25 protein-coding genes and 1 pseudogene are annotated in these 25,444 nt (G+C 61.5%); 12 read left to right on the plus strand and 14 right to left on the minus strand.

Annotation, left to right across the window (positions count from 1 at the left end; translation table 11 throughout):
- Positions 1-153: 153 nt before the first annotated feature.
- Positions 154-1,350, minus strand: a complete 1,197-nt coding sequence (locus V3W39_RS30735) for an MFS transporter (RefSeq protein WP_330213976.1) — start codon at positions 1,348-1,350, stop codon at positions 154-156.
- Positions 1,347-2,510, minus strand: a complete 1,164-nt coding sequence (locus V3W39_RS30740) for an MFS transporter (RefSeq protein WP_330213977.1) — start codon at positions 2,508-2,510, stop codon at positions 1,347-1,349. The genes V3W39_RS30735 and V3W39_RS30740 overlap by 4 nt, the downstream gene beginning before the upstream one ends.
- Before the next feature lie 95 nt (positions 2,511-2,605).
- Between V3W39_RS30740 and V3W39_RS30745 the strand changes: the two genes are divergently transcribed.
- The 3 genes and pseudogenes from V3W39_RS30745 (at position 2,606) to V3W39_RS30755 (ending at position 4,394) form a co-directional block, all read left to right on the plus strand.
- Positions 2,606-3,514 carry a LysR family transcriptional regulator gene (locus tag V3W39_RS30745; protein ID WP_330213978.1) on the plus strand — a complete coding sequence of 303 codons (909 nt, stop codon included), beginning with the start codon at positions 2,606-2,608 and terminating at the stop codon, positions 3,512-3,514.
- A gap of 141 nt (positions 3,515-3,655) precedes the next feature.
- Positions 3,656-3,802 (plus strand): annotated as a pseudogene (locus tag V3W39_RS30750) (type II toxin-antitoxin system HicB family antitoxin); the annotation flags it as partial.
- A gap of 91 nt (positions 3,803-3,893) precedes the next feature.
- Positions 3,894-4,394 (plus strand): methylated-DNA--[protein]-cysteine S-methyltransferase, encoded by a 501-nt coding sequence (locus V3W39_RS30755; protein ID WP_259201001.1) that lies wholly within the window; start codon positions 3,894-3,896, stop codon positions 4,392-4,394.
- On the opposite strand, the gene V3W39_RS30760 is transcribed toward V3W39_RS30755, so the two are convergent.
- Complete coding sequence (locus V3W39_RS30760; RefSeq protein ID WP_330213979.1) at positions 4,395-5,177, minus strand: GNAT family N-acetyltransferase; 783 nt, start codon at positions 5,175-5,177, stop codon at positions 4,395-4,397. It lies immediately after the preceding gene.
- 176 nt (positions 5,178-5,353) lie between these two features.
- Here V3W39_RS30760 and V3W39_RS30765 point away from each other — a divergent pair, with 176 nt between their 5' ends.
- The gene (locus V3W39_RS30765; RefSeq protein ID WP_177121707.1) at positions 5,354-5,767 is read left to right on the plus strand and encodes a low affinity iron permease family protein; all 414 of its coding nucleotides are present in this window, start codon (positions 5,354-5,356) and stop codon (positions 5,765-5,767) included.
- Between the two features lie 55 nt (positions 5,768-5,822).
- On the opposite strand, the gene V3W39_RS30770 is transcribed toward V3W39_RS30765, so the two are convergent.
- Both V3W39_RS30770 and V3W39_RS30775 read right to left on the minus strand, forming a co-directional pair.
- Positions 5,823-6,350 (minus strand): DUF4142 domain-containing protein, encoded by a 528-nt coding sequence (locus tag V3W39_RS30770; RefSeq protein ID WP_177113968.1) that lies wholly within the window; start codon positions 6,348-6,350, stop codon positions 5,823-5,825.
- 111 nt (positions 6,351-6,461) lie between these two features.
- Complete coding sequence (locus tag V3W39_RS30775; RefSeq protein WP_330213980.1) at positions 6,462-7,388, minus strand: LysR family transcriptional regulator; 927 nt, start codon at positions 7,386-7,388, stop codon at positions 6,462-6,464.
- A 77-nt stretch (positions 7,389-7,465) separates the two neighbouring features.
- Between V3W39_RS30775 and V3W39_RS30780 the strand changes: the two genes are divergently transcribed.
- Complete coding sequence (locus tag V3W39_RS30780) at positions 7,466-7,954, plus strand: DMT family transporter (RefSeq protein WP_330213981.1); 489 nt, start codon at positions 7,466-7,468, stop codon at positions 7,952-7,954.
- Here the strand turns inward: V3W39_RS30780 and V3W39_RS30785 are convergent, their stop codons facing one another.
- The 5 genes from V3W39_RS30785 to V3W39_RS30805 form a co-directional block, all read right to left on the minus strand.
- Positions 7,955-9,286 carry an MFS transporter gene (locus tag V3W39_RS30785; RefSeq protein WP_177045131.1) on the minus strand — a complete coding sequence of 444 codons (1,332 nt, stop codon included), beginning with the start codon at positions 9,284-9,286 and terminating at the stop codon, positions 7,955-7,957.
- 59 nt (positions 9,287-9,345) lie between these two features.
- Positions 9,346-10,284, minus strand: coding sequence for a hydroxymethylglutaryl-CoA lyase (locus V3W39_RS30790; protein ID WP_330213982.1), 939 nt, complete (start codon positions 10,282-10,284; stop codon positions 9,346-9,348).
- The gene (locus tag V3W39_RS30795) at positions 10,281-11,474 is read right to left on the minus strand and encodes a CaiB/BaiF CoA transferase family protein (protein WP_177045135.1); all 1,194 of its coding nucleotides are present in this window, start codon (positions 11,472-11,474) and stop codon (positions 10,281-10,283) included. The genes V3W39_RS30790 and V3W39_RS30795 overlap by 4 nt, the downstream gene beginning before the upstream one ends.
- A 235-nt stretch (positions 11,475-11,709) precedes the next feature.
- Complete coding sequence (locus V3W39_RS30800) at positions 11,710-12,621, minus strand: LysR substrate-binding domain-containing protein (RefSeq protein WP_259201007.1); 912 nt, start codon at positions 12,619-12,621, stop codon at positions 11,710-11,712.
- A complete protein-coding gene (locus tag V3W39_RS30805; protein ID WP_330213983.1) occupies positions 12,622-13,296 on the minus strand; it encodes an NAD(P)H-binding protein in 675 nt (224 codons plus the stop codon).
- A 115-nt stretch (positions 13,297-13,411) separates the two neighbouring features.
- On the opposite strand from V3W39_RS30805, the gene V3W39_RS30810 reads away from it, so the two are divergent.
- A complete protein-coding gene (locus tag V3W39_RS30810) occupies positions 13,412-14,599 on the plus strand; it encodes an MFS transporter (RefSeq protein ID WP_177113975.1) in 1,188 nt (395 codons plus the stop codon).
- Here the strand turns inward: V3W39_RS30810 and yiaY are convergent.
- Positions 14,566-15,714, minus strand: coding sequence for an L-threonine dehydrogenase (yiaY, locus tag V3W39_RS30815; protein WP_330213984.1), 1,149 nt, complete (start codon positions 15,712-15,714; stop codon positions 14,566-14,568). The genes V3W39_RS30810 and yiaY overlap by 34 nt on opposite strands.
- 127 nt (positions 15,715-15,841) lie before the next feature.
- Here yiaY and V3W39_RS30820 point away from each other — a divergent pair, with 127 nt between their 5' ends.
- Positions 15,842-16,858: a DUF4917 family protein gene (locus V3W39_RS30820; protein WP_330213985.1), complete on the plus strand. Its 1,017-nt coding sequence runs from the start codon at positions 15,842-15,844 to the stop codon at positions 16,856-16,858.
- A gap of 826 nt (positions 16,859-17,684) precedes the next feature.
- Here the strand turns inward: V3W39_RS30820 and V3W39_RS30825 are convergent.
- Positions 17,685-18,227 (minus strand): helix-turn-helix domain-containing protein, encoded by a 543-nt coding sequence (locus V3W39_RS30825; protein WP_177121812.1) that lies wholly within the window; start codon positions 18,225-18,227, stop codon positions 17,685-17,687.
- Positions 18,228-18,331: 104 nt separating this feature from the next.
- On the opposite strand from V3W39_RS30825, the gene V3W39_RS30830 reads away from it, so the two are divergent.
- The 5 genes from V3W39_RS30830 to V3W39_RS30850 all read left to right on the plus strand — a co-directional run bounded on the left by V3W39_RS30830 (position 18,332) and on the right by V3W39_RS30850 (position 24,405).
- Positions 18,332-19,114, plus strand: coding sequence for an aldolase (locus tag V3W39_RS30830; RefSeq protein WP_010176636.1), 783 nt, complete (start codon positions 18,332-18,334; stop codon positions 19,112-19,114).
- Between the two features lie 27 nt (positions 19,115-19,141).
- Positions 19,142-20,029, plus strand: a complete 888-nt coding sequence (locus tag V3W39_RS30835; protein ID WP_259201257.1) for a dihydrodipicolinate synthase family protein — start codon at positions 19,142-19,144, stop codon at positions 20,027-20,029.
- A gap of 184 nt (positions 20,030-20,213) precedes the next feature.
- Positions 20,214-20,753 carry an RNA polymerase sigma factor gene (locus V3W39_RS30840; protein WP_177048629.1) on the plus strand — a complete coding sequence of 180 codons (540 nt, stop codon included), beginning with the start codon at positions 20,214-20,216 and terminating at the stop codon, positions 20,751-20,753.
- Positions 20,750-21,718, plus strand: coding sequence for a FecR family protein (locus V3W39_RS30845; RefSeq protein WP_177048630.1), 969 nt, complete (start codon positions 20,750-20,752; stop codon positions 21,716-21,718). Before V3W39_RS30840 ends, V3W39_RS30845 begins: the two co-directional genes overlap by 4 nt.
- Positions 21,719-21,846: 128 nt before the next feature.
- Positions 21,847-24,405 carry a TonB-dependent receptor gene (locus V3W39_RS30850; protein ID WP_330213986.1) on the plus strand — a complete coding sequence of 853 codons (2,559 nt, stop codon included), beginning with the start codon at positions 21,847-21,849 and terminating at the stop codon, positions 24,403-24,405.
- Between the two features lie 123 nt (positions 24,406-24,528).
- Here V3W39_RS30850 and V3W39_RS30855 read toward each other — a convergent pair whose 3' ends face one another.
- Together V3W39_RS30855 and V3W39_RS30860 are read right to left on the minus strand one after the other, a co-directional pair.
- Entirely contained in the window at positions 24,529-24,846 is a 318-nt protein-coding gene (locus tag V3W39_RS30855) for a ribbon-helix-helix domain-containing protein (RefSeq protein ID WP_259201256.1), read from the minus strand.
- Positions 24,847-24,862: 16 nt separating this feature from the next.
- Positions 24,863-25,444 (minus strand): DJ-1/PfpI family protein, encoded by a 582-nt coding sequence (locus V3W39_RS30860; RefSeq protein WP_010176642.1) that lies wholly within the window; start codon positions 25,442-25,444, stop codon positions 24,863-24,865.

A 25,444-nucleotide genomic window follows, 5' to 3' on the forward strand; every position in this document is an offset into this window, starting at 1 on the left:
CGGGGCATTGCTTACCAACCTTTATGACGTAGATTTTCGGTAATGACGGTGTTCTTCGCATCTCTTCGCTCCGGTTATGAAGCGACAACTCTACAACCAGGCAACCGTTGCAATTACGTAGGAAGGAACTGAATTCCCCATCAGAAAAGACAGCTATCCCGCCTCAAGCTTCACTCCCCGCTGCACCACCCACGCCAACGGCAACGTCAGCAGCAACATCCCCGCCAACACCATCACCGCCACCGGCACGCCCATCGAGTCGCCCAGCCCGCCAAACAGCACCGGCGCCAGCGCGCCACCGCCGATGGTGCCGGTGTAGAACACGGCAAACGCCTGTTCCCGTTTCCCTGCGCCCGCCAGGTCCGGCACCGCGCCGTACAGCACCGACGACGTGCCATTCAACGCCAGCCCCAATACCGGCAACATCACCATCAACCCGGTCAACGGCAGGTACACCGCCGCGACGATCAACACCGCCGTGCTGGTCTCCGTCAGCCACACGGTTTTCATCATGCCGATGCGTGCGCCGAGGTAGCCGCAGAGCAACTTCCCAAAGGCGCCGCCGATAAACAGCATGGTCAGCGCCAGCCCGATACCCGCAGTGCCGGCGCCTTTGGCTTGCAGCAGAAACGGCAGAAACGTGAGAAAGCCCATCCGCACAGCACTGTCCAGAGTGCCCGTGACGATCAGCGCGCGCAGGCCGCTGACGGAGCCGCTTCCTACCAGTGTCTTGGCGGTTTTCCCTGAAGTGGATGCCGCGGCCTGCGTGGGGATCAGCCACCAGAGCAACCCCGCCGCCGCCAATCCCAGCAGGCCCAACAGCGTAACGCTCGCGCGCCAACTGATAACTGTCAGCAACAGTCCCACCAGCCCGGGAACCAGGGTTTTGCCGATGTCTCCGGAGAAGTTGTATTGCGACAGCGCTTCCTTGACCCCGCCGCCGCCCTCATAGGTGTCGGTGATCATCGAGGACGCCAGCGGATGCTGGGTGCTCGCGCCCAGCCCGCCCAACAACAGCGCCAGCAACAACATGCCCAACCCGGTAGCCTGCCCCACCAACAGATAGGCAACACCGGCAAGCGCCGTCCCGCCCACCAGCATCGGCGTGCGCCCCCAACGTTTGGCGGCGCGGCTGGCCATCAGTTGGAACACCGCCATCATCCCGGAGTAGGCGCCACGCAGCAGGCCGATCTGGGCGTAGGTCATGCCAAATTGCGCTTGCCAGATCGGCAGCAGCACGTAGATCACATCGGTCAGGCCATCGTGAATCGCGTGGGCGCTGCAGCCGGCGATCAACGAGCGGCGACGGGCGGAAGTCTCGGGTACGGGCACGGCAACGGCGTCGGTCATGAGGTCTTGCTCAGTTCAGGTTGGAGGGGCTTCCAGCCCGCCAGGGCGATCAGCAGCGACAGTAGCTGGAAACCAATGATCAGCGCCACACACCCCATCCAACCCCAACGCTCCCAGATCAGCGCCGGGGCGACGGCACCGAAGCTGCCGCCCAGGTAATAGCAGGTGAGGTAAAGGCCTACAGCCCCTGCCTTGTTGTGGCGGGCGGTGGCGGTGGTGAAGGCACTGGCAGCGGCCTGGGCGAGGAATACGCCGGTGGAGCTGAGGGCCAGGCCCAGCACGATGCACCACAGGGACGGCAATAAGGTCAGGGCCGAGCCGCAGACGCCAAGCGCCGCAGCAGCGGTCAGCAATTCGGATTGCGGGCGCGATTTGCTCAGGCGACCGGCGACGGGGATCACCACCAGTGCCAGCAGGAACACCATGTAGATCGTGCCCAGCGCCGCCGGGCCCAAGTCGAATGGGGCTTGGCTGAGATATAGGCCCGCGTAGGTAAACGTCGCCACTTGGGAGAACAGCACGCAAAATCCTACTGCGTACGCAGCCAACAGCGGAGTGCCGAGCACATCGCTCCAGGTGGTTGAAGGTCGTGCAGCGCGGGGTGGATTGTCCGGCAGCAGAAACTGGATAAACCCGCCCACCATCAGGCTCAACACCGCCAACAGTTCAAAGGCTTCACGCCAGCCGACATACTCGGTCATCACGCCGGTGACGAAGCGTCCGGCAAACCCGCCCAGCACAGTGCCGGCCACGTAGAGGCTGGTGACTTCGGTCACGGTGCCGCCGCGCCAGCGATCCCCGATGTAGGCCACGCTGGTGGCGAACACCACCGGGATCAGCATCCCTTCGATAAAGCGCCACACCAGCAACTCGGCAAAGCTGTTGGCATAGGCAGTCATCAGCGCCGGCACGGCCAGCAACAGCGCAGCAACCGAGATCACCGTGCGCTGCTCAAAACGCCCGGTCAGGCGGCTGACAAAGGGCGCGGTCAGCGCCACCGCCAAGGTGGTAACGGTAATGCTCCAGCCCGCCGCCTTGGCGCTCACCTGAAAGCTGGTAGCGAAGGTCTGCAAAATACTCTGGGTGGCGTAGAGGTTGAGAAACGCCGCGCAGCCACACAGGAACAGGGCAAGACGGGCACAATGCAGGCGCGGTTTCATGAAACCTCTCGTTTTATTATCAGAGGCCTTTATAGAATGACCCGTGCACCCGAGACCAATACCGATTTCGGACCGATCAATACCCTGGGGCCAGGATGCTCGACCTACGCAAACTGCGTTACTTTCTGACCGTCGCCGAAGAATTGCACTTCGGCCGCGCCGCCCTGCGCCTGCACCTGGCCCAGCCGCCGTTGACCCGGCAGATTTCCGCGCTGGAGGCTGAACTGGGGTTTCGCCTGTTCGACCGCACCAGCCGCACGGTTTCGCTCACCGCCCAGGGTCGTTCGTTCCTGCCCTACGCCCGGGCGGTGCTGGAACAGGTCGACCTCGCCGAAGTCATCGCCGGCAAACTCGCGGCAGGTGCCGCCGGGCAACTGGCGCTGGGTTACGTCAGTTCGATTGCCCTGTCGGACTTGTTCAGCCAGGCGATTCAAGCCTTTGCCCAACGCTTTCCCGATGTGCAATTGACGCTGGTGGAGTGCGCCTCCGGCAGCCTGGGCGCGCAGGTGGCTGATGGCCGCCTGGATATCGGCCTGAGCCGCTTGCTGCCCCAGGAGGGCCAGACGCACGTGCAGGCGTTGTCGTTGGGCGAGGAGCGGCTGATGGCGGCGGTGTCCAGCGACAGCCCGTTGGCCAGCCAGGCCGAAGTCAGCCTGGCGCAACTGAGTGGGTATCCGCTGATTCTGTTTCCCGCCGATTACGGCTCGGGGCTTAACCAGTCGATCGAGCAGCTTTACCGGCACAAGGGTTTGCCATTGCGTGCCGGGCCAACGGGACGGCAGATCACTTCGATCATTGCGTTGGTGGCGGCAGGGCAAGGTGTGGCGCTGGTGCCGGCATGCACCCAGAGTTTGATGAACAAGGGCGTGACGTATCGGCCGTTGGTAGATCCGGATGCGTATGCGCAGTTGCTTATGCTTACGCGTACTGATGGGCGCAGCTTGATGGTCACGGCATTCCTGACAGTGATTGATGAGTTGTTGCAGGCTCGCAAAGAAGCCTAAAAACCCGTCACGAAGTGACTCGTACAATTCCTACACATCAGCGCGAAAAGTCGGCTCTCTCAAATGGTAGGTACGGTGTTGATAACTCAATATTGGTAGTTATAGTGAATACCCTTTTGAGGGCCCCAAAATGCTGTACCCATGGGCAAGGCACAGAAACTCAACATCACGTTGCCCGGCTACCTGCTGAACCGCATTGACGAATACGTCCTGCATCACCCGGAAGAAAAAAGCCGGTCGGGGTTTCTTGCTTCTGCGGCGCTCAAGGTGTTGCAACAGGACCGCTAACCTCAGCACCTGAATTCAACCGCAAGAAACGTAGTTCCACCATGGACCGGCGGATTTACAGTAACGCCATACCCCCTCAAGGAGCCCGACCATGTCCTGTGAATACACGCTCATGCCCTCCCCCGTCGGCCAGTTGACCCTCGTGGCCCGTAACGGAAAACTCACCGCCATCCTGTGGGAAAAAGAGCGTCCCAACCGTGTTCGGCTGGGCGCCCTGCAAGAAGCCAACGACAGCCCGGTATTGCAGGAAACCGAGCGCCAGTTGAAGGAGTACTTCGCCGGTACCCGCAACCGTTTCGAGCTGGAACTGGACTTTGCCGGCACCGACTTCCAGAAGAAGGTCTGGCAGGCGTTGTTGACCATTCCGTTCGGAGAAACCCGTAGCTACAGCCAGATCGCCGTACAGATCGGCAACCCCAAAGCAGTGCGTGCGGTAGGCGCCGCCAACGGGCGCAACCCGATTTCGATTGTCGCGCCGTGCCATCGGGTGATCGGCGCCTCGGGCGGGTTGACCGGGTTCGCTGGCGGCCTTGAGGCCAAGCAGTATTTGTTGGAGCTGGAGAACGGCGACGCGGCAAACGCCACTCTCTGATCACGCCTGGACCACGGGACCACGCACGAACGCCTGGTTCCCGAACAACCCTTTGAACCCCAGCTTGCGATAAAGCGACACACCTTCCGGCGCAGCCTCGAGAAAGCAGCGTCGGGCGCCCAGGGCCTGGGCGTGAGCCAGTGCGGTGTGAATCAATTGCGTGGCATAACCTTTACCGCGGTCGGCGATATCGGTGCCGATATCGTTGAGCCTGGCCAACCCGTCGCACATCGACAACGTCAACGAACACACCACAATGGCGTTGACTGACAGTGTGAAGTGGTAAAGGCTTTCATCGCTGTCCAGGGCACGCTGATGCCGGGCCTGGTAGTTTGCGATAGCATCCTCTGTCAGCCTGAATGCGTTGCCTACCGGGCCGGCCCAGTCGCTCAAATGCCGTGTCAGGTTGATCTGCAAGTGGCTGCCTGACACCGAAGGGATAAACGTCGACAGATCAAGGACCATCGCCGTGGTCCTGTCGAGCGCAACAAAGCTCAGCCCCGTCAGCGCCTCCTGAAGGCCTTCGACCTGATCGTCATGAATCACCACACGTATACCCAACGAGGTCCGGCGGATCAAGGCCAGCGGTTCCACCATTGCTTCGTCCAACACGGCACTGCCCACCCGGATAATCAACAGGTTCCACGGGACAGGATCCACATCGATAAAATAGGCATTTACACCGGCGCTGTAGCGGCGGTGCAACGGACAGACCGCCGCAAAAAAATGCTCGTCGGTCTGGTGATAGAGCGTGGCCAAGTCGCAGGCTGCGGTGAGGTGCATAGGGAAGTCCGGAAAAAAACCAAGTCTTCCCCGCGCCGCGTCAGGCCACCGTAGGATCACTCCGAAAGCCCCTGCAGAAAATGTACAATTTTGTTCAAACAACCAATTGTAAAAAGAAATTTCAGAGCACCTCTGCGGTCAGTATTTTCATCACCCACCTTAAAAGGAAAACGGTCATGAAATTCTCCGCCATCTCACAGTCCCTGTCCCGCTGGGCAGGCAGTGCCCGCACGTTCTACGCGGCCGTGGGATTGATCCTCCTATGGAGCTTGAGCGGGCCGTATTTCCACTACAACGACACCTGGCAGCTGATCATCAACACCTCCACGACCATCATCACGTTCCTGATGGTGTTTTTGATCCAGAACACCCAAAACCGCGACAACGACATTTTGCATATCAAGATCGACGAACTGCTGCGCGCTACCAAGGACGCGCAAAACGCCGTGTTGAGCCTGGACGGCCTGGATCGCAAGCAGCTTGAGAAATTGCGCAAGGAATACAAGACCATGGGCGACAGCGAAACCATCACCGTCACCACGCTGACGACTGAAGGTGAACAGCCCAAAACCGACCTGAACCAGGCATAAAAAAACGGCGACTGGAGTGATCCAGTCGCCGTTTTTTATAGCGTACTCAAGGCAATCAACCGTCGCCTTGGTGACCTCTTCCGTAAGTCGACGCCAGCGCCCGGGCTTTCTCCAGGCGTTCTTCCAACTTCGGCAGGGTCTCGTCCACCAGGGCCTTTATTTCCGGGATATCGGACTCGGCGCCTTCCTGCTTGAACAGGGCGATCGCGTCTTCATTGGCCTTGATCTGCTGGGCGGTGTAGGCAGCGTCAAAGGAGTCGCCGTCCTTGAGCTCCGGCATCAGCGACTCGGCCTTGTCGACGATCTTGTCCCGAGGGGCCACCGGCAAATCGAGCTTCTTGGCAATGGCGGCCAGATGCTGATTGGCCAGGGTGCGTTCATTGATGACTTCGATGGTGTAGTCCTTGATCTCCTGGGACGAAGTCTTGGCGTGTGCCATGCGGCTGGTCTCGATATCGGCCATGCCCTTGGCCGAAGCCTGTTCGATGAAATCGGCAGGCGACTGGGCGAAAGCATTGCTGGCGCCGAGGCCCAGCAGCATCGCGAAACTGGCGGTGCGTAACCGGATAGCCATGCGGCTCATGATGGGTTCCTCCAGGTAATAAACAGGTGCAGGGAAACGAGCCCCGCTCTGAATCTGAATTTTGAAGGCGGTAAAGGTTTAGAAAAAACTTGTTAGTGCGACGAACGGTCGTCAGGTCTTGCTTCCAAACGGGTAAGACAATACTCCCTGCACCTGCCCATTCAGCCATTGCAACGCCGGGTCCCCATCCCGACGCGAATGCCACGCCAACACAAACGCAAACGACGGAATATGAAACGGCGGCGGCACCGTCAGCAGTTGCTCGTGATCCATGTTGAGCAGCCCGCGCGACGACACGGTAAGGATCAGGTCCGTGCCCTGGATCAACTGCGGCGCTACACCCCAGTGGGGCAAGCTGATAGCCACGTGCCGGCGCTCACGAATCGCCGTCAGCGCCCGTTCGATTTCCGGGGTGCCGCTGCCGCGCATTTCCAGCAACACGTGGGGCCGTGCCAGGTAGGTCGGCAGGTCGAGCACGCCGCTTTCCGGCAGGCTGGCACGGTCTACCAGGCACACGTAATGCTCTTCAAATAACGGCGTGCTGCGCAGTTCGGCGGGCATGTCGGGAAACACCCCGGCTGCCAGGTCGATGTCGCCGTTGAGCACGCCATCCAGCATGCCTTCGCGGCTGGCCTGGATAATCTGCAAATCAATCCCCGGCGCTTCCCGACGCAAGGTGCGCACCAGCCCCGGCAGGAAAATCGCCGCGCTGTAGTCCGACATGGCCACCCGAAAGGTGCGTTTGGCCGAGGCCGGATCGAAGCGATTCGGCGCCAGCAGCGCCTGTACCTGGGCCAATGCTTGCGCCAGCGGCATCGTCAGTTCCAGCGCGCGGGTGGTGGGCACCAGCGAACTGCCCTGGCGCACCAGCAACGGGTCCCCGAGCAAATCCCGCAGCCGCGCCAGGGCGTGGCTCACCGCCGGCTGGCTCAGGTGCAGGCGCTCGGCGGCGCGGGTCACGTGTTGCTCGGTCAGCAAGGCGTCGAGGATCACCAGCAGATTAAGGTCGATGCGTCGAAGATCATTCATCAGCTGCATGTTCTGCATAAGAACTTGGAATTTAAATTTGCGCGACGAATAGCCTAGAGTCCAGCAAAACCTCTGGGAGATGAATCATGACAACCTTGCATTGGGTGGGTTTATTGCTGCTGGCGGCGTTCGCCGGGGCGGTGGTGCCGTTTCAAAGTGCGATCAACGCCAACCTGGGGCGCGGCCTCGGCCATCCGCTGTGGGCCACCCTCGCCTCGCTGCTGGTGAGCATCATCGTGCTGCTGCCGGTGATACTGGCCCTGCGCCTGCCGCTGCCAAACCTGGGCTTTATCACCAAGGCGCCGCTGTGGATGTGGAGCGGCGGTGCGTTCGGCGTGTGCTTTATTTCGCTGGCGTTGATCCTGATGCCCAAGCTTGGCGCTTCGGGGTTTATCGCCCTGGCGATGGCCGGGCAGATCATAGCGTCGTTGATGCTGGACCACTTCGGCCTGTTCGGGCTGGTGGAGCGGCAATTGACCGCGCCCCGGTTGATCGGGGCGTTGATGTTGATCGGCGGGGTGGCACTGATTCAACTCAGCGCCACGCCCACCCGGTCACTGGTGACTGCGGGCTGATCAGCGCTTGTCGAGGGTGCGCAATTTTTGCGGCAAGCCCCACAGCAACAGCGCCGCCGCGATCAGCGCACACACGCCGATGACATACAGCGCCGGCGTGGTGCTGCCGGTCAGGTCCTTGATCCGGCCGACCATCACCGGGCTGACAATGCCGCCGAACTGGCCGAGGGTATTGATCACCGCGATCCCGCCCGCCGCGCCTGCACCGGCACCGGCCAACAACTTCGGCGGCAAGGTCCAGAAGGTCGGAATCGAGGCGATGATCCCGGCGCCCAGCAGGCTCAGGGCGACGATCAGGAACGTGGTGTGATCAGCAAAAATACCGGCACAGAAGAACCCTACTGCGCCCAGTGCGACCAAGCCGCTGACGAACTTGCGGCGCTCGCCGGTAGCGTCGGACAAACGCCCGATCACCACCATGCTGATGGCGCCGCAGACGTAGGGAATCGCCGTCAGCAGTCCGATCATCACCGGGCTCTGGGTACCGGCGCTGCGGATCAGTTGCGGCGCCCAGAAGTTGAGGCCGTAGGACGCCACCTGGATCAGGAAGTAGATAAAGCCCAGCATCAGGAACCCGGGAATACGCAGTGCCGCGAGCAGCGAGCCACCGCTCTTGTGGGGTTCATGCACGGCGATGCGGCTGGCCAGCAAGGTCTTCTCCGCCGAGGTCAGCCAGTGGGCATCCTCGATACGGTCCTTGAGCAGCTTGAGCACCATGAATCCCAGGCCCACACAGGGTAAGCCACCGAGCAAGAACAACCAGTGCCAGCCGCGCATTTGCAGCACGCCATCGAGGTGTTCCAGCACCAGCCCGGAGAACGGCGCGCCCACCAACCCGGCAAACGCCGACGCCAGAAACAGCATCGACGTGATGCGCCCACGGTAGTGCTGCGGGAACCATAGGGTCAGGTAATACAACACGCCCGGCGCGAACCCCGCCTCCATCGCACCGATGATGAAACGCAGCGCGTAGAACTGCCATTCGGCCGTGACAAAGACCATGGCCGCCGTCGCCAGCCCCCACGACATCATGATGCGCGCGATCCAGCGGCGGGCGCCGACCTTGTACAGCATCATGTTGCTCGGCACTTCGAAGATCACATAGCCCACCACGAACAGCCCGGCGCCGAGGCCGTAGGCGGTGTCGCTCAGGCTCAGGTCGGTCTGCAACTGGAACTTGGCGAAGCTGATGTTGATGCGGTCAAAAAATGCGAACAGATAGCAGACCATGATCAGCGGCATCAGGCGCCAGGCGACCTTGCTGACCAGGGCTTTTTCGGCATCGTGTTCAGCGGCCGGGCGCACGCCGGCCTCCAACGTATTAAGGCTCATTGTTTCTCTCCAGCGGACTGCTCGCAGGCGTCCGATTGTTTTTGTTGTCTGGTTACGGCTTACAAAGTGGCGATGTAGGCCGGTGGCGGATGCAGGTCGCAGTTGCGCCCGGCCTTGGCCACCTGGCCCGGCAGTTCATGGCCCAGCAGGGCCGGCAATAGCCGCGACATCTGCAGCAAGTGCGGCAGGTCGATACCGGTGTGAATCCCGACTTCCTCGCACAGGCTGACCAAGTCTTCGGTGCAGATATTGCCCGACGCACCTGGGGCAAACGGGCAGCCGCCGAGGCCGCCCAATGCCGCATCAAACCGTCGGGCACCGGCTTCGTAGGCAGCCAGCACATTGCACAAACCCAGGCCGCGGGTGTTGTGGAAATGCAGGGTCAAATCGCTGGCCGGAACACGTTCCAGCACGCGCTTGACCAGGCGCTCCACCTGACGTGGATTGGCCATGCCGGTGGTGTCCGCCAGGCTGATGCCCTGGATGCCCAGCTCGCGGTAGGCATCGACTAATTGCAGCACGCGGTCTTCGTCGATCTTGCCTTCGAACGGGCAACCGAAGGTGGTGGCGATGCTGCCGTTGAGGCGCACCGGAAAGTCGGCAGCAAAGCTCACGATATCGCTGAATGCGGCCAACGAGGCCTCGCAACGCATGCGCATATTGGCCAGGTTGTGGGTCTGGCTGGCGGACATCACCAGGTTCAACTCATCAGCCCGGGACTCGATGGCACGCTGGGCACCCTTGAGGTTGGGGATCAAGGCCACGTAGACAATCCCGGGGCGGCGAGTGATGCCCTGGAACACCTGCTCACCATCGCGCAAGGCGGGAATGGCCTTGGGCGACACGAACGAACCCGCTTCGATCCGGGAAAAACCGGCCAGGGACAGCTGATCGATCAGGGCGATCTTGTCGGCGGTCTCGACCCAGGTCGGCTCGATTTGCAGGCCGTCCCGAGGTGAGACTTCCTGCACGACCAGGGCATCGGAATAGTTTTTCATTGCACCACTCCTGAAGTTTTCAGGCGTTGAATATCGGCACCGCTCAAGCCCAGGTCGCCGAGGATCGAGTCGGTGTGCTGGCCCAGGCTCGGGCCCTGCCAATTAACGGCGCCGGGGGTTTCCGACAGTTTGGGCACGATGCCGGGCATCTTCACCGTGAGGCCGCCGGGCAGGTCGGCACTGAGCAGCATGTCCCGGGCCTGGTAGTGCGGGTCGGCGACGATATCGGCCACTGAATAGATGCGCCCCGCCGGTACTTCGGCGGCTTCCAGGGCGCTGAGCACCTGGTCGATGGGCTGGCTGCTGGTCCAGTGAGTGATGGCGGCGTCGAGCAGGCCGCTCTTGGCGGCGCGGCCGTCGTTGTGGGCGAACTCGGGGGCTTCGGCCAGGTCGGCGCGGCCGATGGTGGTCATCAGGCGCTTGTAGATCGGGTCACTGTTGCCGGCGATCACCACGTAGGCGCCGTCGGCGGTCAGGTAGGTATTGGACGGTGCGATGCCCGGCAAGGCGCCGCCGCTGCGCTCACGCACATGGCCGAGCATGTCGTATTCGGGCACCAGGCTTTCCATCAGGTTGAACACACTTTCGGCCAGGGACACGTCGACAATCTGGCCGTCGCCCTGGCCGGTCTTGACCCGCAGCAGCGACATCAGCGCGCCGATCACGCCGTGCAACGAGGCCAGGGAATCACCGAGGCTCACACCGACCCGCGCCGGTGGCGAATCCGGGTTGCCGGTGGTGTAGCGAATCCCGCCCATGGCCTCGCCGATGGCACCAAAGCCCGGGCGGTCGCGGTAGGGGCCGGTCTGGCCGTAGCCGGAGATGCGCACCAGGGTCAGCTTGGGGTTGAGGGCGTGCAGCACGTCCCAGCCCAGGCCAAGTTTTTCCAGGCCGCCGGGGCGCAGGTTTTCGATCAGCACGTCGGCGTCGCCCAGCAGTTGCTTGACCAGGTCCAGGCCTTCGGCGGACTTGAGGTCCAGGGCCAGGGACTTCTTGTTGCGCGATTGCAGGTACCACCACAGCGACGTGCCTTCGTGCAGCTTTCGCCATTTGCGAAGCGGATCGCCCTGGCCCATGGCTTCGATCTTGATCACCTCGGCGCCAAACTCGGCCATCAGCCGGGCGGCGAACGGCGCGGCAATCAGGGTGCCGATCTCGATCACCTTGATACCGCTCAGGGGAGCCGTCATGGGGTGTACCTCTTGTTCTTGGAATGTGGGCCAAGGCTAGAGGACAGGGGCAGCAGAAATCCAACCGTCAGTTGGCAACGAGCGTTCGCGAAATGCGAAGGCTTGGGGATTTTGGGCGCTCTTTAAATCGCCATCGCGGGCAAGCCCGGCTCCCACAGGGGATCGATTTTTCCCCAAACAACTCGGTCAACTGTGGGAGCCGGGCTTGCCCGCGATGAGGCCAGCAGCGTTTCGCTTAGCCCGGCTCCCGACGCAAATAATCGAACAACAACCGACTCACCGGCGACAGCTGCGCCTCATCACGCACCACCAGAATCAGGCTGCGGTCCGACCAGGCATCCGTCAGCGGCACCGCATGCAACCCCAGCGCCCGACCAAACAGTTCATAGGCCTTTTGCGGCAGGATGCCGATGCCCATGTTGGCCTGGACCATCCGGCACATCGCATCAAAACCCGGCACATGGATCCGCAGGCGCAGCACCTTGCCCGCCTCCCGTGCCGCAGCGTGGGTGCGCATGTTGATCGAACTGGCGGAATGCAGCCCCACGTAGTCGCTGTCCAGCGTCTCGACAAAAGCCACTGCCTTGCGCGCCGCCAACGGGTGATCCGCCGGCATCAACACCACCAGTTTGTCCCGGCGATAGGTCACGCCGGGCAGGCCTTTGGTGTCGGTGTCACTGGAGCAGATGCCCAGGTCCGCAACCCCATCGATCACACCCTGGACCACGCCATTGCTGGGACGCTCTTCCAGGTCGGCTTTCACCTGTGGGTGCAGCGCGGAAAAGTCACGCAGATCCTCAGGCAGGAATTGAATGATCGCCGAGAGATTCGCCAGCATCCGCACATAACCGCGCACGCCATGGCTGTGTTCGCCCAGCTCCAGGCCCATCTTCTCGACGTTGAACAGCATCTGCCGGGCATGGTGCAGCAAGGTCTCGCCGGCGGCCGTGAGGTGCATGCCCTTGGCCTGGCGCACAAACAGGCTCACGCCCAACACCTGTTCCAGCTCCATCAAACGCTTGCTCGCTGCCGAGACCGCGATGGCCTCACGGGCGGCGGCGCGGGTCAGGGTGCCTTCTTCATGCACCGCGACGAACAGCTGCAGGGTGATCAAGTCAAGGCGGCGAACCAGGCTTTTGTGCAGCATCTAGGTGCGCTCGTTGGCCAGGCGGTTGATGTCGGCCTGCTCCACCACCGGTTGCGGTGCACCATGCCGGACGGCCGAGAGCATCGCACGGCCGACGGTTTCCGTACTCACCACCCAGGCCGGTCGCACATGGCGCAGCAACGACAACAACGGGCCGGTCACGGTGTAGAGGGATTGGTAGAGCGGGGTCTTCGAACGCACGCCGTGCAGCGGCTGGATCACCCCGGGGCGGAACAGATACACCGCCTTGAACGGCAGGCGCAGCAAGGCGTTTTCAGTCTTGCCCTTGATTCGGGCCCACATGGTTTTACCGGTTTCGCTGCTGTCGGTACCGGCGCCGGACACGTAGATAAAGGTCATCTGCGGGTTAAGCCGGGCCAGGGTGCTGGCGGCCACCAGGGTCAGGTCGTAGCTCAGGTGGGTGTACTTGACTTCGTCCATGCCCACCGAGGACACGCCCAGGCAAAAGAAGCAGGCATCGAAGCCTTGCAGCAGATGCTCCAGGGGCTGGAAATCCAACATATCGGCATGCAGCACCTGGTGCAGCTTGCCGTGTTCCTGGGTCAGCGCGGTACGGCCGACGGCGACGACTTCCTGCACATCACTGGCCAGCAGGCACTCGCGCAGCACGCCTTGGCCGACCATGCCGGTGGCGCCGAATAATAGAACTCTCATAAGGTTGGTTCCTAAGCGACAAGCGGTTAGCTTCAGGCGGCTAGTTAGAGACAAACACACTAGCAACTTGTAGCTTGCGGCTTGCAGCTTACTGCTCAACAGGATCTTTTGCCCCTTGAAAAGCACCACCACCCTCGCCATCGCCTGCAGCGCGGCCTTTCTGTCCCAGGTTGGCATCAGCAGTTACCTACCCGCCGTACCGGCGATTGCTCGAGCATTGCCTGCCGCCGAGGACCAGGTGGCGCTGGCCCTGGCGGTGTATTTGATCGGCATGGCGTTGCCGATGCTGCTATGGGGCAGCCTCGGTGAGCGGGTTGGCAGAAAGCCGGTGCTGCTGGCGGCGTTGGCGCTGTATGCACTGGCGAGTGCGGCGATTCCGTCCGCCTACAACCTCGAATCCTTTCTTGGCCTGCGGCTGGTGCAAGGGCTCGGCGCGGGCGGTGTGTCGGTGATGGCGCGGGTGCTGGTTCGCGACAGTTTCAGCGGTGCGCTGTTGGCCAAGGGGCTGTCGTGGCTGGGCATGACGTTCGTGATCGCGTTGGGCATCGGGCAGTTTGTGGGCTCGCTGTTGCAGGTGGCGTTTGGCTGGGAAGCGATCTTTTATGGGCTGGCGATGGCGGCTGCCGGCTTGATGATTGCGCTGCAACGGGTGGTGTTTCCGACACTGGAAAAAGCCGCCGGGCACGTCTCGGCCTGGCGCATCTACGGCACGATCCTGCGCCATCCGGCGTTCCTGCGCCCTGCATTGGCGGGCGGTTTGGGTTACGGCGTGATCATCGCCTTCAACACCTGCGCACCCTTGATCTTGCAGGGCCATTTCCAGTGGAGCGCGGCGCAATATGGCTGGCTCGGCTGGCCGATCAGCGGGGCGTATCTGGCGGGGGCGTTGATGGTCAATCGCCTGGTCGCCCGCACTGGGCGCCTGTCGATGATGAGTTGGGGCGTGGCGTTGGTGATGTGCGGCAGCGCAACGATGTTGCTGGGCAGCCTGTTTGCCAACGGCCTGGCGATTCTATTGTGGTTGCCTTACTGCCTGGCGGTGTTCGGGCAGTCGATGAGTTATCCCATCAGCCTGTCACTGGCCAATGATGAGTCGCCGGTGAGCGGCTCCTACGCCATGGCCTTGAGCGGCTTTATGCATCAGTTGATGGCGGCGGTGATCGGCGGTGTGGCCAGCCTGCTGGCGAGTCAGCAGGCCTGGCCGTTGGCGGTGTTGTGCGTGGTGCTGGCGGGCGGCGCACTGCTGAGCGTCGCCCTGATCAGAGCCGATCAAAACGCGCTGCGAAAGATCTCCTCAATCTGACGCTGATCCGCCCGCCGTGGGTTGGTCAGGCCGCAGGCGTCCTTCAGGGCGTTGCTCGCCAGCAGCGGGATGTCCTGCAACTTGGCGCCCAGTTCACGCAGGCCAGCGGGAATCTCGACATCCTGGGACAGGCTGCGAATCGCCGCGATGGCGGCCTGGGCGCCTTCTTCCGGCGACGTGCCTTTGATGTCTGCACCCAGGGCCCGGGCCACATGGCTCAGGCGCTCGGCACTGACGCTGGCGTTGAAGCTTTGCACATGGGGCAACAACACCGCATTGCACACGCCGTGGGGCAAGTCGTACAGGCCGCCCAACTGGTGGGCCATGGCGTGCACGAACCCCAGGGACGCATTGTTGAAGGCCATGCCGGCGAGGAACTGGGCGTAGGCCATGTTCTCCCGGGCGGCCATGTCTTTACCGTCGAGCACTGCAATGCGCAGGTTGGCGCTGATCAGTTCGATGGCCTTGATCGCGCAGGCGTCGGTGATCGGGTTGGCCGCAGTGGACACGTAGGCTTCGATGGCGTGGGTGAGCGCGTCCATACCGGTGGCGGCGGTCAGGCCCTTGGGCATGCCGACCATCAACGCCGGGTCGTTGACCGACAGCAGCGGCGTGACGTTGCGGTCGACGATGGCCATTTTCACGTGGCGGGTTTCGTCGGTGATGATGCAGAAGCGCGTCATCTCGCTGGCGGTGCCGGCGGTGGTGTTGATGGCCACCAGCGGCAGTTGCGGCTTGGCCGACTGGTCGACGCCTTCGTAGTCACCGATGTGCCCGCCGTTGGTCGCACACAGGGCAATGCCCTTGGCGCAGTCATGGGGCGAACCGCCGCCCAGGGACACCACAAAATCGCAGGCGCTCTGTTTCAGCAACGCCAGGCCTTTTTCAACGTTTTCGACATTCGGGTTGGGCTTGGCGCCGTCGTAGATCACCGAGTCGATGTCTTGAATCGCGAGTTTCTCGGCGATCATGCTGGCGACACCGGCCTTGGCCATCCCTGCGTCGGTCACGATCAGTGCCTTGCGAAAACCGTAGTTGCGAATCGCGATCATGGCTTCGTCGAGGCAGTCGATGCCCATGATGTTGACGGCGGGAATGAAGAAGGTGCTGCTCATGGTGGCGAATCCTCGAAAGTCGTTATGCCTACAGCATCGACCTCGATTGCCTGCGGCATCTTGACCAGGATCAACGCCCGCTCGTGATAAAGTCACCGCCCAGCCGATTTTGAGTAGACCCGCCGCAATGAAGGATTCCCAGGATTTTGATGCCCACCTTGAAGACTGGAACGCCTTGCGCAGCAGTACCGCCTTCAGCGGGATCCTGATCGGCAACGGCGCCAGCCGCGCAGTGTGGGAAGACTTTGCCTACGACTCACTGTTTGAAAACGCCCGCACCGTGGAAGAAAAACCCCTGAGCCAGTCCGAACTCAGCGTGTTTGACGCGATGCAGACCCGCAGTTTCGAGCAGGTGCTGGGCGCGCTGAAAACCACCAGTCGGGTGAACAAGGCCTTGGCCGTGAGCTCGGCGGCGCCGCGTAATCGCTACTACGCGATCAAGGAAGCGCTGATCAACACGATCCACAGCGTGCACATTCCGTGGCGCCTGGTGAAGCCTTCGACGTTGGCGACCCTTCATCAAGAGCTGGCGAGTTACCCCACGGTGTTCACCAGCAATTATGACCTGCTGAACTACTGGGCGATCCTGCATGCGCCTGGGATCGACGATCTGTTTCGCAGTGCCGATGCGAGCTTTGACCTGCGTAATACTGCCAGCGACACCACGCGCATTTTGTACCTGCATGGTGGCCTGCATCTGGTGCGTAACCTTGATGGTACGGCGCGTAAATTGCCGACCACAGACAGCACGTTGCTCAGCAGTTTTGCGATCAACAATACGATCAAGACGCTGGATGATGTGCCGTTGTTTGTCAGCGAAGGGAAGGTTGAGGAGAAGCTCAAGACCATCCGCAGTTCTGACTATTTGTCGTTCTGTTATGAGCAGTTGTTGAGCCATGAGGGTGGGCTTTGCATTTTCGGGCATCACCTCGGCGTGCAGGATGTGCATCTTGTGCAGGCGATTCGGCAGGCGAAAGTCAGCACTTTGGCGATTTCGGTGTTTGGTCGTAGTGCGGGGTTTATCCAGCAGCAGAAGCGGCGTTTTGCCGAGCTGTTTGAGGGGATGGGTGTGGAGTTGCGGTTTTTTGATGCGCGTAGTCATGCGCTTGGGAATTCGGGGCTTTCGGTGCCGGTGGAGCGGTGATGGGCATATCCGTTATTTAGGTAACGGCCACTTATGGTTTCGCTCTTACAGCGAGTCACTTTGCAAAAGCGGCAAAGTAACCAAAACGCTCTGCCCCGCCTGTCGGCACCTCGCCTAGGCTCGGTGTTCCCTCACTCCGGGCTTGCTCCGCGGGCCGCCGCGACGGGGCGTCCCTGCCCCGTCGCGGCTAAACCGGCGTCCTGCCGGTTTACCCGCTCCTCAATCCCTGCGTTCGGCCTCGGGCTGAATGGGGCAGTCAGATCAAAAGCAAGATCAAGATCAAGATCAACAGCACGGCGGCCTGAAAGCCGACCTGAGTGTGGTGAAGCAAAGGCAAAAGCCGCTTTTCTGTAGGAGCTGGCTTGCCGGCGATGCGGACAACTCGGTGCATCAGATACACCGAGGTGATGCCATCGCAGGCAAGCCAGCTCCTACAGTTGACCGTGCCCGCTCTGGTTTTAGATTTTGATGTTGCCTTTGCTTCACCACACTCAAGCCGGCCTGTAGGCCGCTGTGCACTTGATCTGCTTTTGATCTTGATCTTAGGCGCCCCGTTAAACCACGCTGGCCGAACGCAGGTAGTACGGAGCGGGTAAACCGGCAGGACGCCGGTTTAGCCGCGACGGGGCAGGGACGCCCCGTCGCGGCGGCCCGCGGAGTAATACCGGAGAGAGGGCACACCGAGCCTAGGCGAGGTGCCGAGTGGTGGGGCAAGAGCGTTTTGCTTACTTTTGCGCTTTTCAAAAGTGAGCCGCTGTAAGAGCGGAACCATAACCGGCCGTTACCTAAATAACGGATATGCCCCCGACAAGCCGCAACCCCACAGTCACTCGTCAGTGCTATGCACCACCACCAAAAGCTGCGCCTGAACCTCCCCCACCGACCGAATCCGATGCGGCTTCTGCGCATTGAAATGCAACGCATCCCCGCGATTCAACACCACCCGCTCACTCATGAAATCCACCTCCACCTGGCCTTCATGCACAAACAAAAACTCCTCCCCCAGATGCTCCTTGAAGGTCTTGTCGGTGAACTCCGCCGGCGGATAAATAATGAACGGCAACAAACTGCGCTCACTGACCTGATGGGCCAGCACTGCATACCCCGGTGACCCATCGGTGCCCGACAACGCCTGACGCTCGTGGCTGCGCACCAGGCTGTAGCTGTCGAGGCTGACGCTGTCCTCGCTGAACAGCTCTTCAACCTTCACGTTCAACGCCTTGGCCAGTTTCAGCGCGGCCGCAATCGACGGCGTATTCAGCCCGCGCTCGACTTTCGACAGGTAACTCTTGGTCATCCCGGATTTTTCCGCCAGGGACTCTAAAGTCACGCCAAGTTTTTTTCTCAATATTTTCAAACGGATAGACATGCGCAGCGGTTAATCCATTAAAGAGGCGATGATGAATACTTGCCAATGACACTTTGTGTCATATAGTCTCTTTAGTGTCATTTGCGACCAACAAGGACACTGATATGGCCAAGACATTAGCACTCCCGAAAGACCAACTGGTCAAGCAAGCACTGACCCAGATGCAAAGCACCCTGGCGGATAATACGTGGACCGACCGGCAAAAGCTGGCGCTCACCTGCCGGATTCTGTTCGAAAACGGCCACGACTCCGGCCTCGCCGGGCAGATCACCGCACGCGGCCCCACGCCTGGCACTTATTACACCCAGCAACTGGGCCTGGGTTTCGATGAAATCACCGCCAGCAACCTGCTGCTGGTCAACGAAGACCTGGAAGTGTTGGAAGGCCACGGCATGCCCAACCCGGCCAACCGTTTTCACAGCTGGGTGTACCGTGGTCGCCCGGATGTGAACTGCATCATTCATACCCATCCGACCCACATCGCCGCGCTGTCGATGCTGGAAGTGCCGCTGCAGGTGTCCCACATGGACCTCTGCCCGCTGTACGAAGACTGCGCCTTCCTGGAAGCCTGGCCCGGCGTGCCGGTGGGCAACGAAGAAGGTGAAATCATCACTGCTGCCCTGGGGGACAAGCGTGCCATCCTGCTTTCCCACCACGGCCAATTGTCCACCGGGGCAAGCATCGAGGAAGCCTGTGTGATCGCGCAGTTGATCGAACGCGCGGCGAAATTGCAGTTGCTGGCAATGGCCGCCGGCACCATCAAGCCGATCCTGCCGGAGTTGGGCCGCGAAGCCCATGACTGGATCTCCAAGCCCAAGCGCCACGGCGCCGCGTTCAACTACTACGCTCGGCAGAACCTGCGCCAGCACGCCGATTGCCTGAACTGAACCCCTTTTTCGACCGGAGACTTTTCCATGTCAAGCCCTTCTATTCACGGCATCATCGGCTACACCATCACCCCGTTCAGCGCCGACGGCCTGCGCATTGACCTGGACGCCCTCGGCTATTCCATCGACCGCTTGATCGACAGCGGCGTACACGCCATCGCGCCGTTGGGCAGTACCGGCGAAGGTGCTTACCTCAGCGATGCGGAGTGGGATGAAGTCGCCGCCTACAGCCTCCAGAAGGTGGGCAAGCGCGTACCGACCATCGTCAGCGTCTCCGACCTGACCACCGCCAAGGCCGTGCGCCGGGCGCGGTTTGCCGAAAGCCACGGTGCAGACGTGGTGATGGTATTGCCGGCCTCGTACTGGAAGCTCAGCGAGGCGGAAATCCTCGCCCACTATGCGGCCATCGGCGACAGCATCGGCGTGCCGATCATGCTCTACAACAACCCGGCCACCAGCGGTACCGACATGTCGGTGGACTTGATCCTGCGCATCGTCGACAGCGTCGATAACGTGACCATGGTCAAGGAAAGCACCGGGGATATTCAGCGCATGCACCAGCTGCATCGACGCAGCGAGGGACAGCTGCCGTTCTATAACGGCTGCAATCCACTGGCGCTGGAAGCGTTCGCGGCGGGGGCGAAGGGTTGGTGCACGGCGGCGCCGAACCTGATTGCGCAGCTCAATCTGGATTTGTATGAAGCGGTGCTGAGCAATGATCTGACGAAAGCGCGGGAGCTGTTTTATCGCCAGTTGCCGTTGCTGGAATTCATCCTCAAAGGCGGCTTGCCGGCGACGATCAAGGCCGGTTTGCGGTTGACCGGGCTGGAATCGGGGGATCCACGGTTGCCGGTGTTCCCGTTGGGTGAGGCTGGCCGTGCTCAGCTTCAAGAGCTACTGACCACATTGCGGTAACCCCCCTGTAGGAGCTGGCTTGCCTGCGATGGCATCACCTCGGTATTCCTGACAAACCGAGGTGCCTGCATCGCAGGCAAGCCAGCTCCCACACTGATACGTGTATTTCGATAGAGACAAATGACAATAATTCTCGATATCATTCGCGACTTTTCTACGTCGTGCTTCGCCAAGAAGGATATCCATGTCTCGCCCCAAGCCCGACCCGCTGTCGGCCGATGCCTTTCGCGGGTTTTATGCAGATATCCTGCATTTCCTGCGCAAACGCACGGACAACGCCAGCGACGCGGCAGACATGACCCAGGATGTCTTCACCCAATGGCTGGACTACCGCGACCAGGCCAAGGTCGAGCAACCACGGGCGTTTCTGTTCCAGATGGCGCGCAATCTGCTGCGTGATCATTGGCGCAAACAAAAGGTGCGGCACACCGTCCACCAGCAACAGGCCGAACTGGATGCCTCGCTGGTCAGCGACCCGCGAGACGATCCCATGGCCGCCGCGCAACGCCTGCAACGCCTCGAACAGTTGAAAGAAGTCCTCGCTGAACTCTCGCCCAGAAGGCGAGAAGCCCTTATGCTGCACCGCTTCGAAGGCCTGAGCCAGGCCCAGATCGCCGAGCGCATGGGAGTTTCGGTCAGCATGGTGGAAAAGCACATCGCCTTTGCCCTGCTGCATTGCAAGCAGCGACTTCAACAAGAACACGGCAAGGAGCAGCCAGAATGAACCGCCTGAGGGACATCGACACCTGTGACATCGAGGCCAGTGACTCGATCGATGCCCAGGCCGCCAGCTGGTTTGCACGCAACCGCAATGACGCCGGCCGCGCCGACCGCAAGGCGTTTGCCGCCTGGCAGTCCGAGCCGGCCCATGCCCGTGCCTACGCCGAATTCGAACAACTGTGGGCCGACCTGGCCCAGTTGCAGCAACTGAACAAACCCACACCGCTGCCCGTACGCAAAATACCTGTGTGGCGCCCGGCCCTGGCGGTGGCTGCCGCGTTGGTGTGCGCCCTGCTGGCAAGCAATCTCGGCGCCCCGCGCGAGTTGTTCCACACTCAGGTCGCGGCCCATGCCAAAGGCATGCGCACCTTGCACTTGCCCGACGGCAGCACCTTGTACGTCAACGCCAACACGCGCCTGCGGGTGGACTTCAACAGTCACCAGCGCCTCGTGCATCTGGACCAGGGCCAGTTGTACATCGAGGTGGCCGCCGACAAGGAGCGGCCACTGTTCGTGCAGGCCGGCGAGGCCAATGTGCGGGTGGTCGGCACCGGCTTCGATGTGCGGCGCAGCAAGCAGCAACTGGTGGTCAGTGTGGCCCACGGCCAGGTAGCATTCGAGGCCGATGCCAAGGTACCAGTCGCGATGCTCGGCGCCCGGCAGCGCGCCACGTTCAGCTATGCCAAGGGCACCGTGCAGCAGCAAACCCTCACCGCCGAAGAGGTCGCCGATTGGCGCGGCGGCCACGTATCGTTTCGTAATCGCGAGCTGGCCAGCCTGATGGATGAATTGAGCCTGTACCGGCCCCAGGCGCCCTTGCTGGTGGACAGCGCGGTGGCGCAATTGAAGGTCTCGGGCAACCTGGACGTGAACGACCCCGACGCCCTGCTCAACGCCCTGCCCGCCTTGCTGCCGGTAAAAACCGTGGCCCTGGCCGACGGCAATATCAGGATTGAACCCCGCAAGTAACCCCGCGAAATTGCTGTTTGAGAATATTTTGCATTCGCATGTGAGGATTATTTTTCCTGCCGCGTCTTCCTCGGGTCTGCGTTTGATACGCACACCTTTTTGGCCATTTGGCTACTCCGGGGGATTTCATGTTTCGCGCGCCTTGCCACGTTCAGCACCTGTTTCTTCGACCCACCGCCATTGCCGCCTGCCTGGCCTTCAGCCTGAGTGCCCAGGCCGAGTCGTTCAAACTGCAACTGCCGGCCCAGTCCCTGGCCACGTCCCTGAGCCAGGTGGCGCAGCAGGCAAAAATCCAGCTGCTGTTCGATGAAACACTGCTGAAAAATGTCCAGGCGCCGGCCATCAATGGCGACTTCACACCGGAAGTGGCGATTCGCACCCTGCTCAAGGACGGCGAGTTCGTGTTGCTCAAGGTCGGCAGCACCTACGTGGTACGGCCCGAAGAAGGCAAGACCACCAACAGCGGCGCGATCCAGCTGGAAGCCCTGAGTGTGATCGGCACCGGCAACGAGGTCGACTCCACCACCGTCGGTCGCTCCACCCTGAGCCAGGCCGACATCGACCGCTACCAGTCCAATAACATCCCCAGCCTGCTGCAAACCTTGCCCGGCATCAGCCAGGGCGGTTCGCTGAAGCCCGGCGGCCAGACCATCAACATCCGTGGTTTCGGCGACGCCGAAGACGTGCCGCTGACCGTCGACGGCGCCACCAAGAGCGGCTTTGAGCGTTACCAGCAAGGCACGGTGTTTATCGAGCCCGAACTGATCAAGAGCATCGAGGTGGAGAAAGGCCCCAACTCGCCCTTCAGCGGCAATGGCGGTTTTGGCGGTACGGTCAACATGACCACCAAGGATGCCCCGGACCTGCTCAAGGACGGGCGCAACAGTGGCGCCATGCTCAAGTACGGTTACTCCAGCAACGACCATGAACAGGTCTACAGCAGTGCGGTGTACGGGCGCACCGATGACGGGCGCTTCGATGCCCTGGCCTACCTGACCCAGCGCGACGGCGGCGACATGAAGCTGGCCGCCACCCTGCCCAACGACAACAACCAGTACCCGATCAACCCCAAGCGCCTGCCCAACAGCGCCCAGAATGTGGACGGCAAGCTGTTCAAAGTGAATGCCCACTTCACCGATGAGCACAGCCTGGGCCTGTCGTATTCGCGCTCCAACAGCCAGCGCTGGACGCCCTTCTCTGCCGCCAGCTACCCCACGCCGCCGACCCAGGCCAACATCGACCGCTATGGCTACGAAGCCGCGCTGAAGCGCTTCCTGGCCAACCGCAATACTGTCGACACCACCTGGACCAGCAAGTACGAATACCAGCCGATGGACAACCCGCTGGTGGACTTGACCATCAAGTATTCCGAGTCCAATACCGACCAGACCGACGAGCGTGATGCCACGGCGTTTTTCCAGTTGGCCACTGGCGGGCGCAAGATGGACACCTCCTACAACGACAAGAACCTCGACGTACGCAACGTCAGCCTGTTTTCCACCGGCCCGTTGCAGCACGCGATGACCACCGGGGTACAGATCCGCAAACACACCCGGGAAACCGAAATGTGGATGCCCGGCGCCACCTACAACACCCCGAAATACAACTACGGGCACTTCCAGCCGGGCTTCATGCCCCACGGCAAGGTCGACACCAACAGCTTCTTTATCCAGGACGCAGTGACGCTGGGCGATGTCACCATCACCCCGTCGATGCGCTATGACCATGTGCGCAACCGTGGCGAAGCCAACGACGCGCCGTACTACAGCAACCCGGACCCGGCCATCGGCCACGACTACAGCGACCGCACCTACACCGGCTGGTCGCCGCGCCTCGCGGCCTACTGGACCATCACCCCGAACGTGGCGATGTTTGCCAACTGGAGCCGCACCTGGCGCGCCCCGGTGATCGACGAGCAGTATGAAGTCCAGGGCCTGGGCAGCCGCACAGCCACCAGCCTCGACCTGGACCCGGAGCGCATCACCTCCATCACCCTGGGCAACGTCACCAGCTTCGCCGACGTGTTCACCCACGGTGACAACCTGCAACTGCGCACCACGCTGTTCCATAACAAGGTCGAGGACGAAATCTTCAAGGCTACCGGCGTGGGCTGCCAGAACCAGGCGGTCAACGGCGGGACGATTTCCAGCGCCTGCCCGCCGGGAGCGATGTCCAACTACCGCAACATCGGCGGCATGACGATCAAGGGTTTCGAGGCCGAGAGTTTCTATGACTCCACCTACGTGTTCGGCTCGGTGTCGTTCGCCTACACAACCGGCAAACATGAAGGCGCCTACACCAACCCGTGGGGCCCGGACGTCTGGGCGCGGGATATTCCGCCGACCAAATGGGTGGTGGTACTCGGCACCAAGATCCCGAGTCTGGATATGCAGGTGGGCTGGCAAGGGCAGTTCGTCGGCGCCACCAGCCGCTTGCCGAGCGACAAGTACTCCGGCGGCCCGGGCACCAGCATCGGCGACCTGTTCTACGATCAGTACGGCAACAAGCGCTACAACACCCAGGGCCTGTTCGCCAGCTGGAAGCCGCAACAGGCTTATCTGAAGGGCACCGAGGTCAACTTCACCGTCGACAACCTGTTCAACAACAACTTCCGCCCGGCCCTGAGCGGCGACCGCGCCTATACCAAGGGCCGCGATGCCAAAATCAGCGTGACGCGGTTCTTCTGACCCTTCACCAGCATTCGGCTTGAAAACCCGATCAGTGTGGGAGCTGGCTTGCCTGCGATGCGGGCGACTCGGTCTCTCAGTTAAACCGCAGCGATGCCATCGCGGGCAAGCCCGGCTCCCACACTAGATCAACTGAGCACCAGCCTTCGGGTTTACAAGACTCAAACCCGGGGCGTGAACCCGCTGCTTGCTCAAATACCGCGTGCAACTCACCCGCAAAAACGAAGCGAAATTCACCACCTCTCCGCGGTAGTCCATCACCTCTTCGTACAGCTTGGTGATCAGCTGATTGGTGGTCATGCCATCCACCTCGGCGATTTCGCTGAGGATGTCCCAGAACTGGTTTTCCAGGCGCACGGTGGTGACCACGCCGCAGATGCGCAGGGAGCGCGAGCGGGATTCGTACAGAATCGGGTCGGCCTTGACGTACAGCTCGCACATGGCGATGACCTCCGTTTTACAGAGTGATTCTGGTACCCAGCAGGCCAAGGAAACCCGCCAGCCAACTTGGGTGCGCCGGCCATGCCGGAGCAGTCACCAGATTGCCTTGAACGTGGCTGTCGGTCACCGGGATATCGATGAACGTGCCACCCGCCAATCGCACTTCCGGCCCGCACGCAGGATAGGCGCTGCACTCACGGCCTTCCAGGATGCCCGCGGCCGCCAGCAGTTGCGCGCCGTGGCACACCGCAGCGATGGGCTTACCAGCCTGGTCGAACGCCTTGACCAGTTGCAGGACTTTTTCGTTCAGGCGCAGGTACTCGGGCGCACGACCGCCGGGCACCAGCAGCGCGTCGTAGTCGGCGGCGTCGACCTTGGCGAAGTCGGCATTCAGGGCAAACAGGTGCCCGGGTTTTTCGCTGTAGGTCTGGTCGCCTTCGAAGTCGTGGATCGCCGTGCGCACGGTCTGGCCGGCGGTCTTGTCCGGGCACACGGCGTGCACGGTATGCCCCACCATCAACAGCGCCTGGAACGGCACCATCACTTCATAGTCTTCGACGTAATCGCCGACCAGCATCAGGATTTTTTTCGCAGCCAT

Source organism: Pseudomonas sp. Z18(2022) (assembly GCF_036346535.1).
Lineage (GTDB): Bacteria > Pseudomonadota > Gammaproteobacteria > Pseudomonadales > Pseudomonadaceae > Aquipseudomonas > Aquipseudomonas yamanorum_A.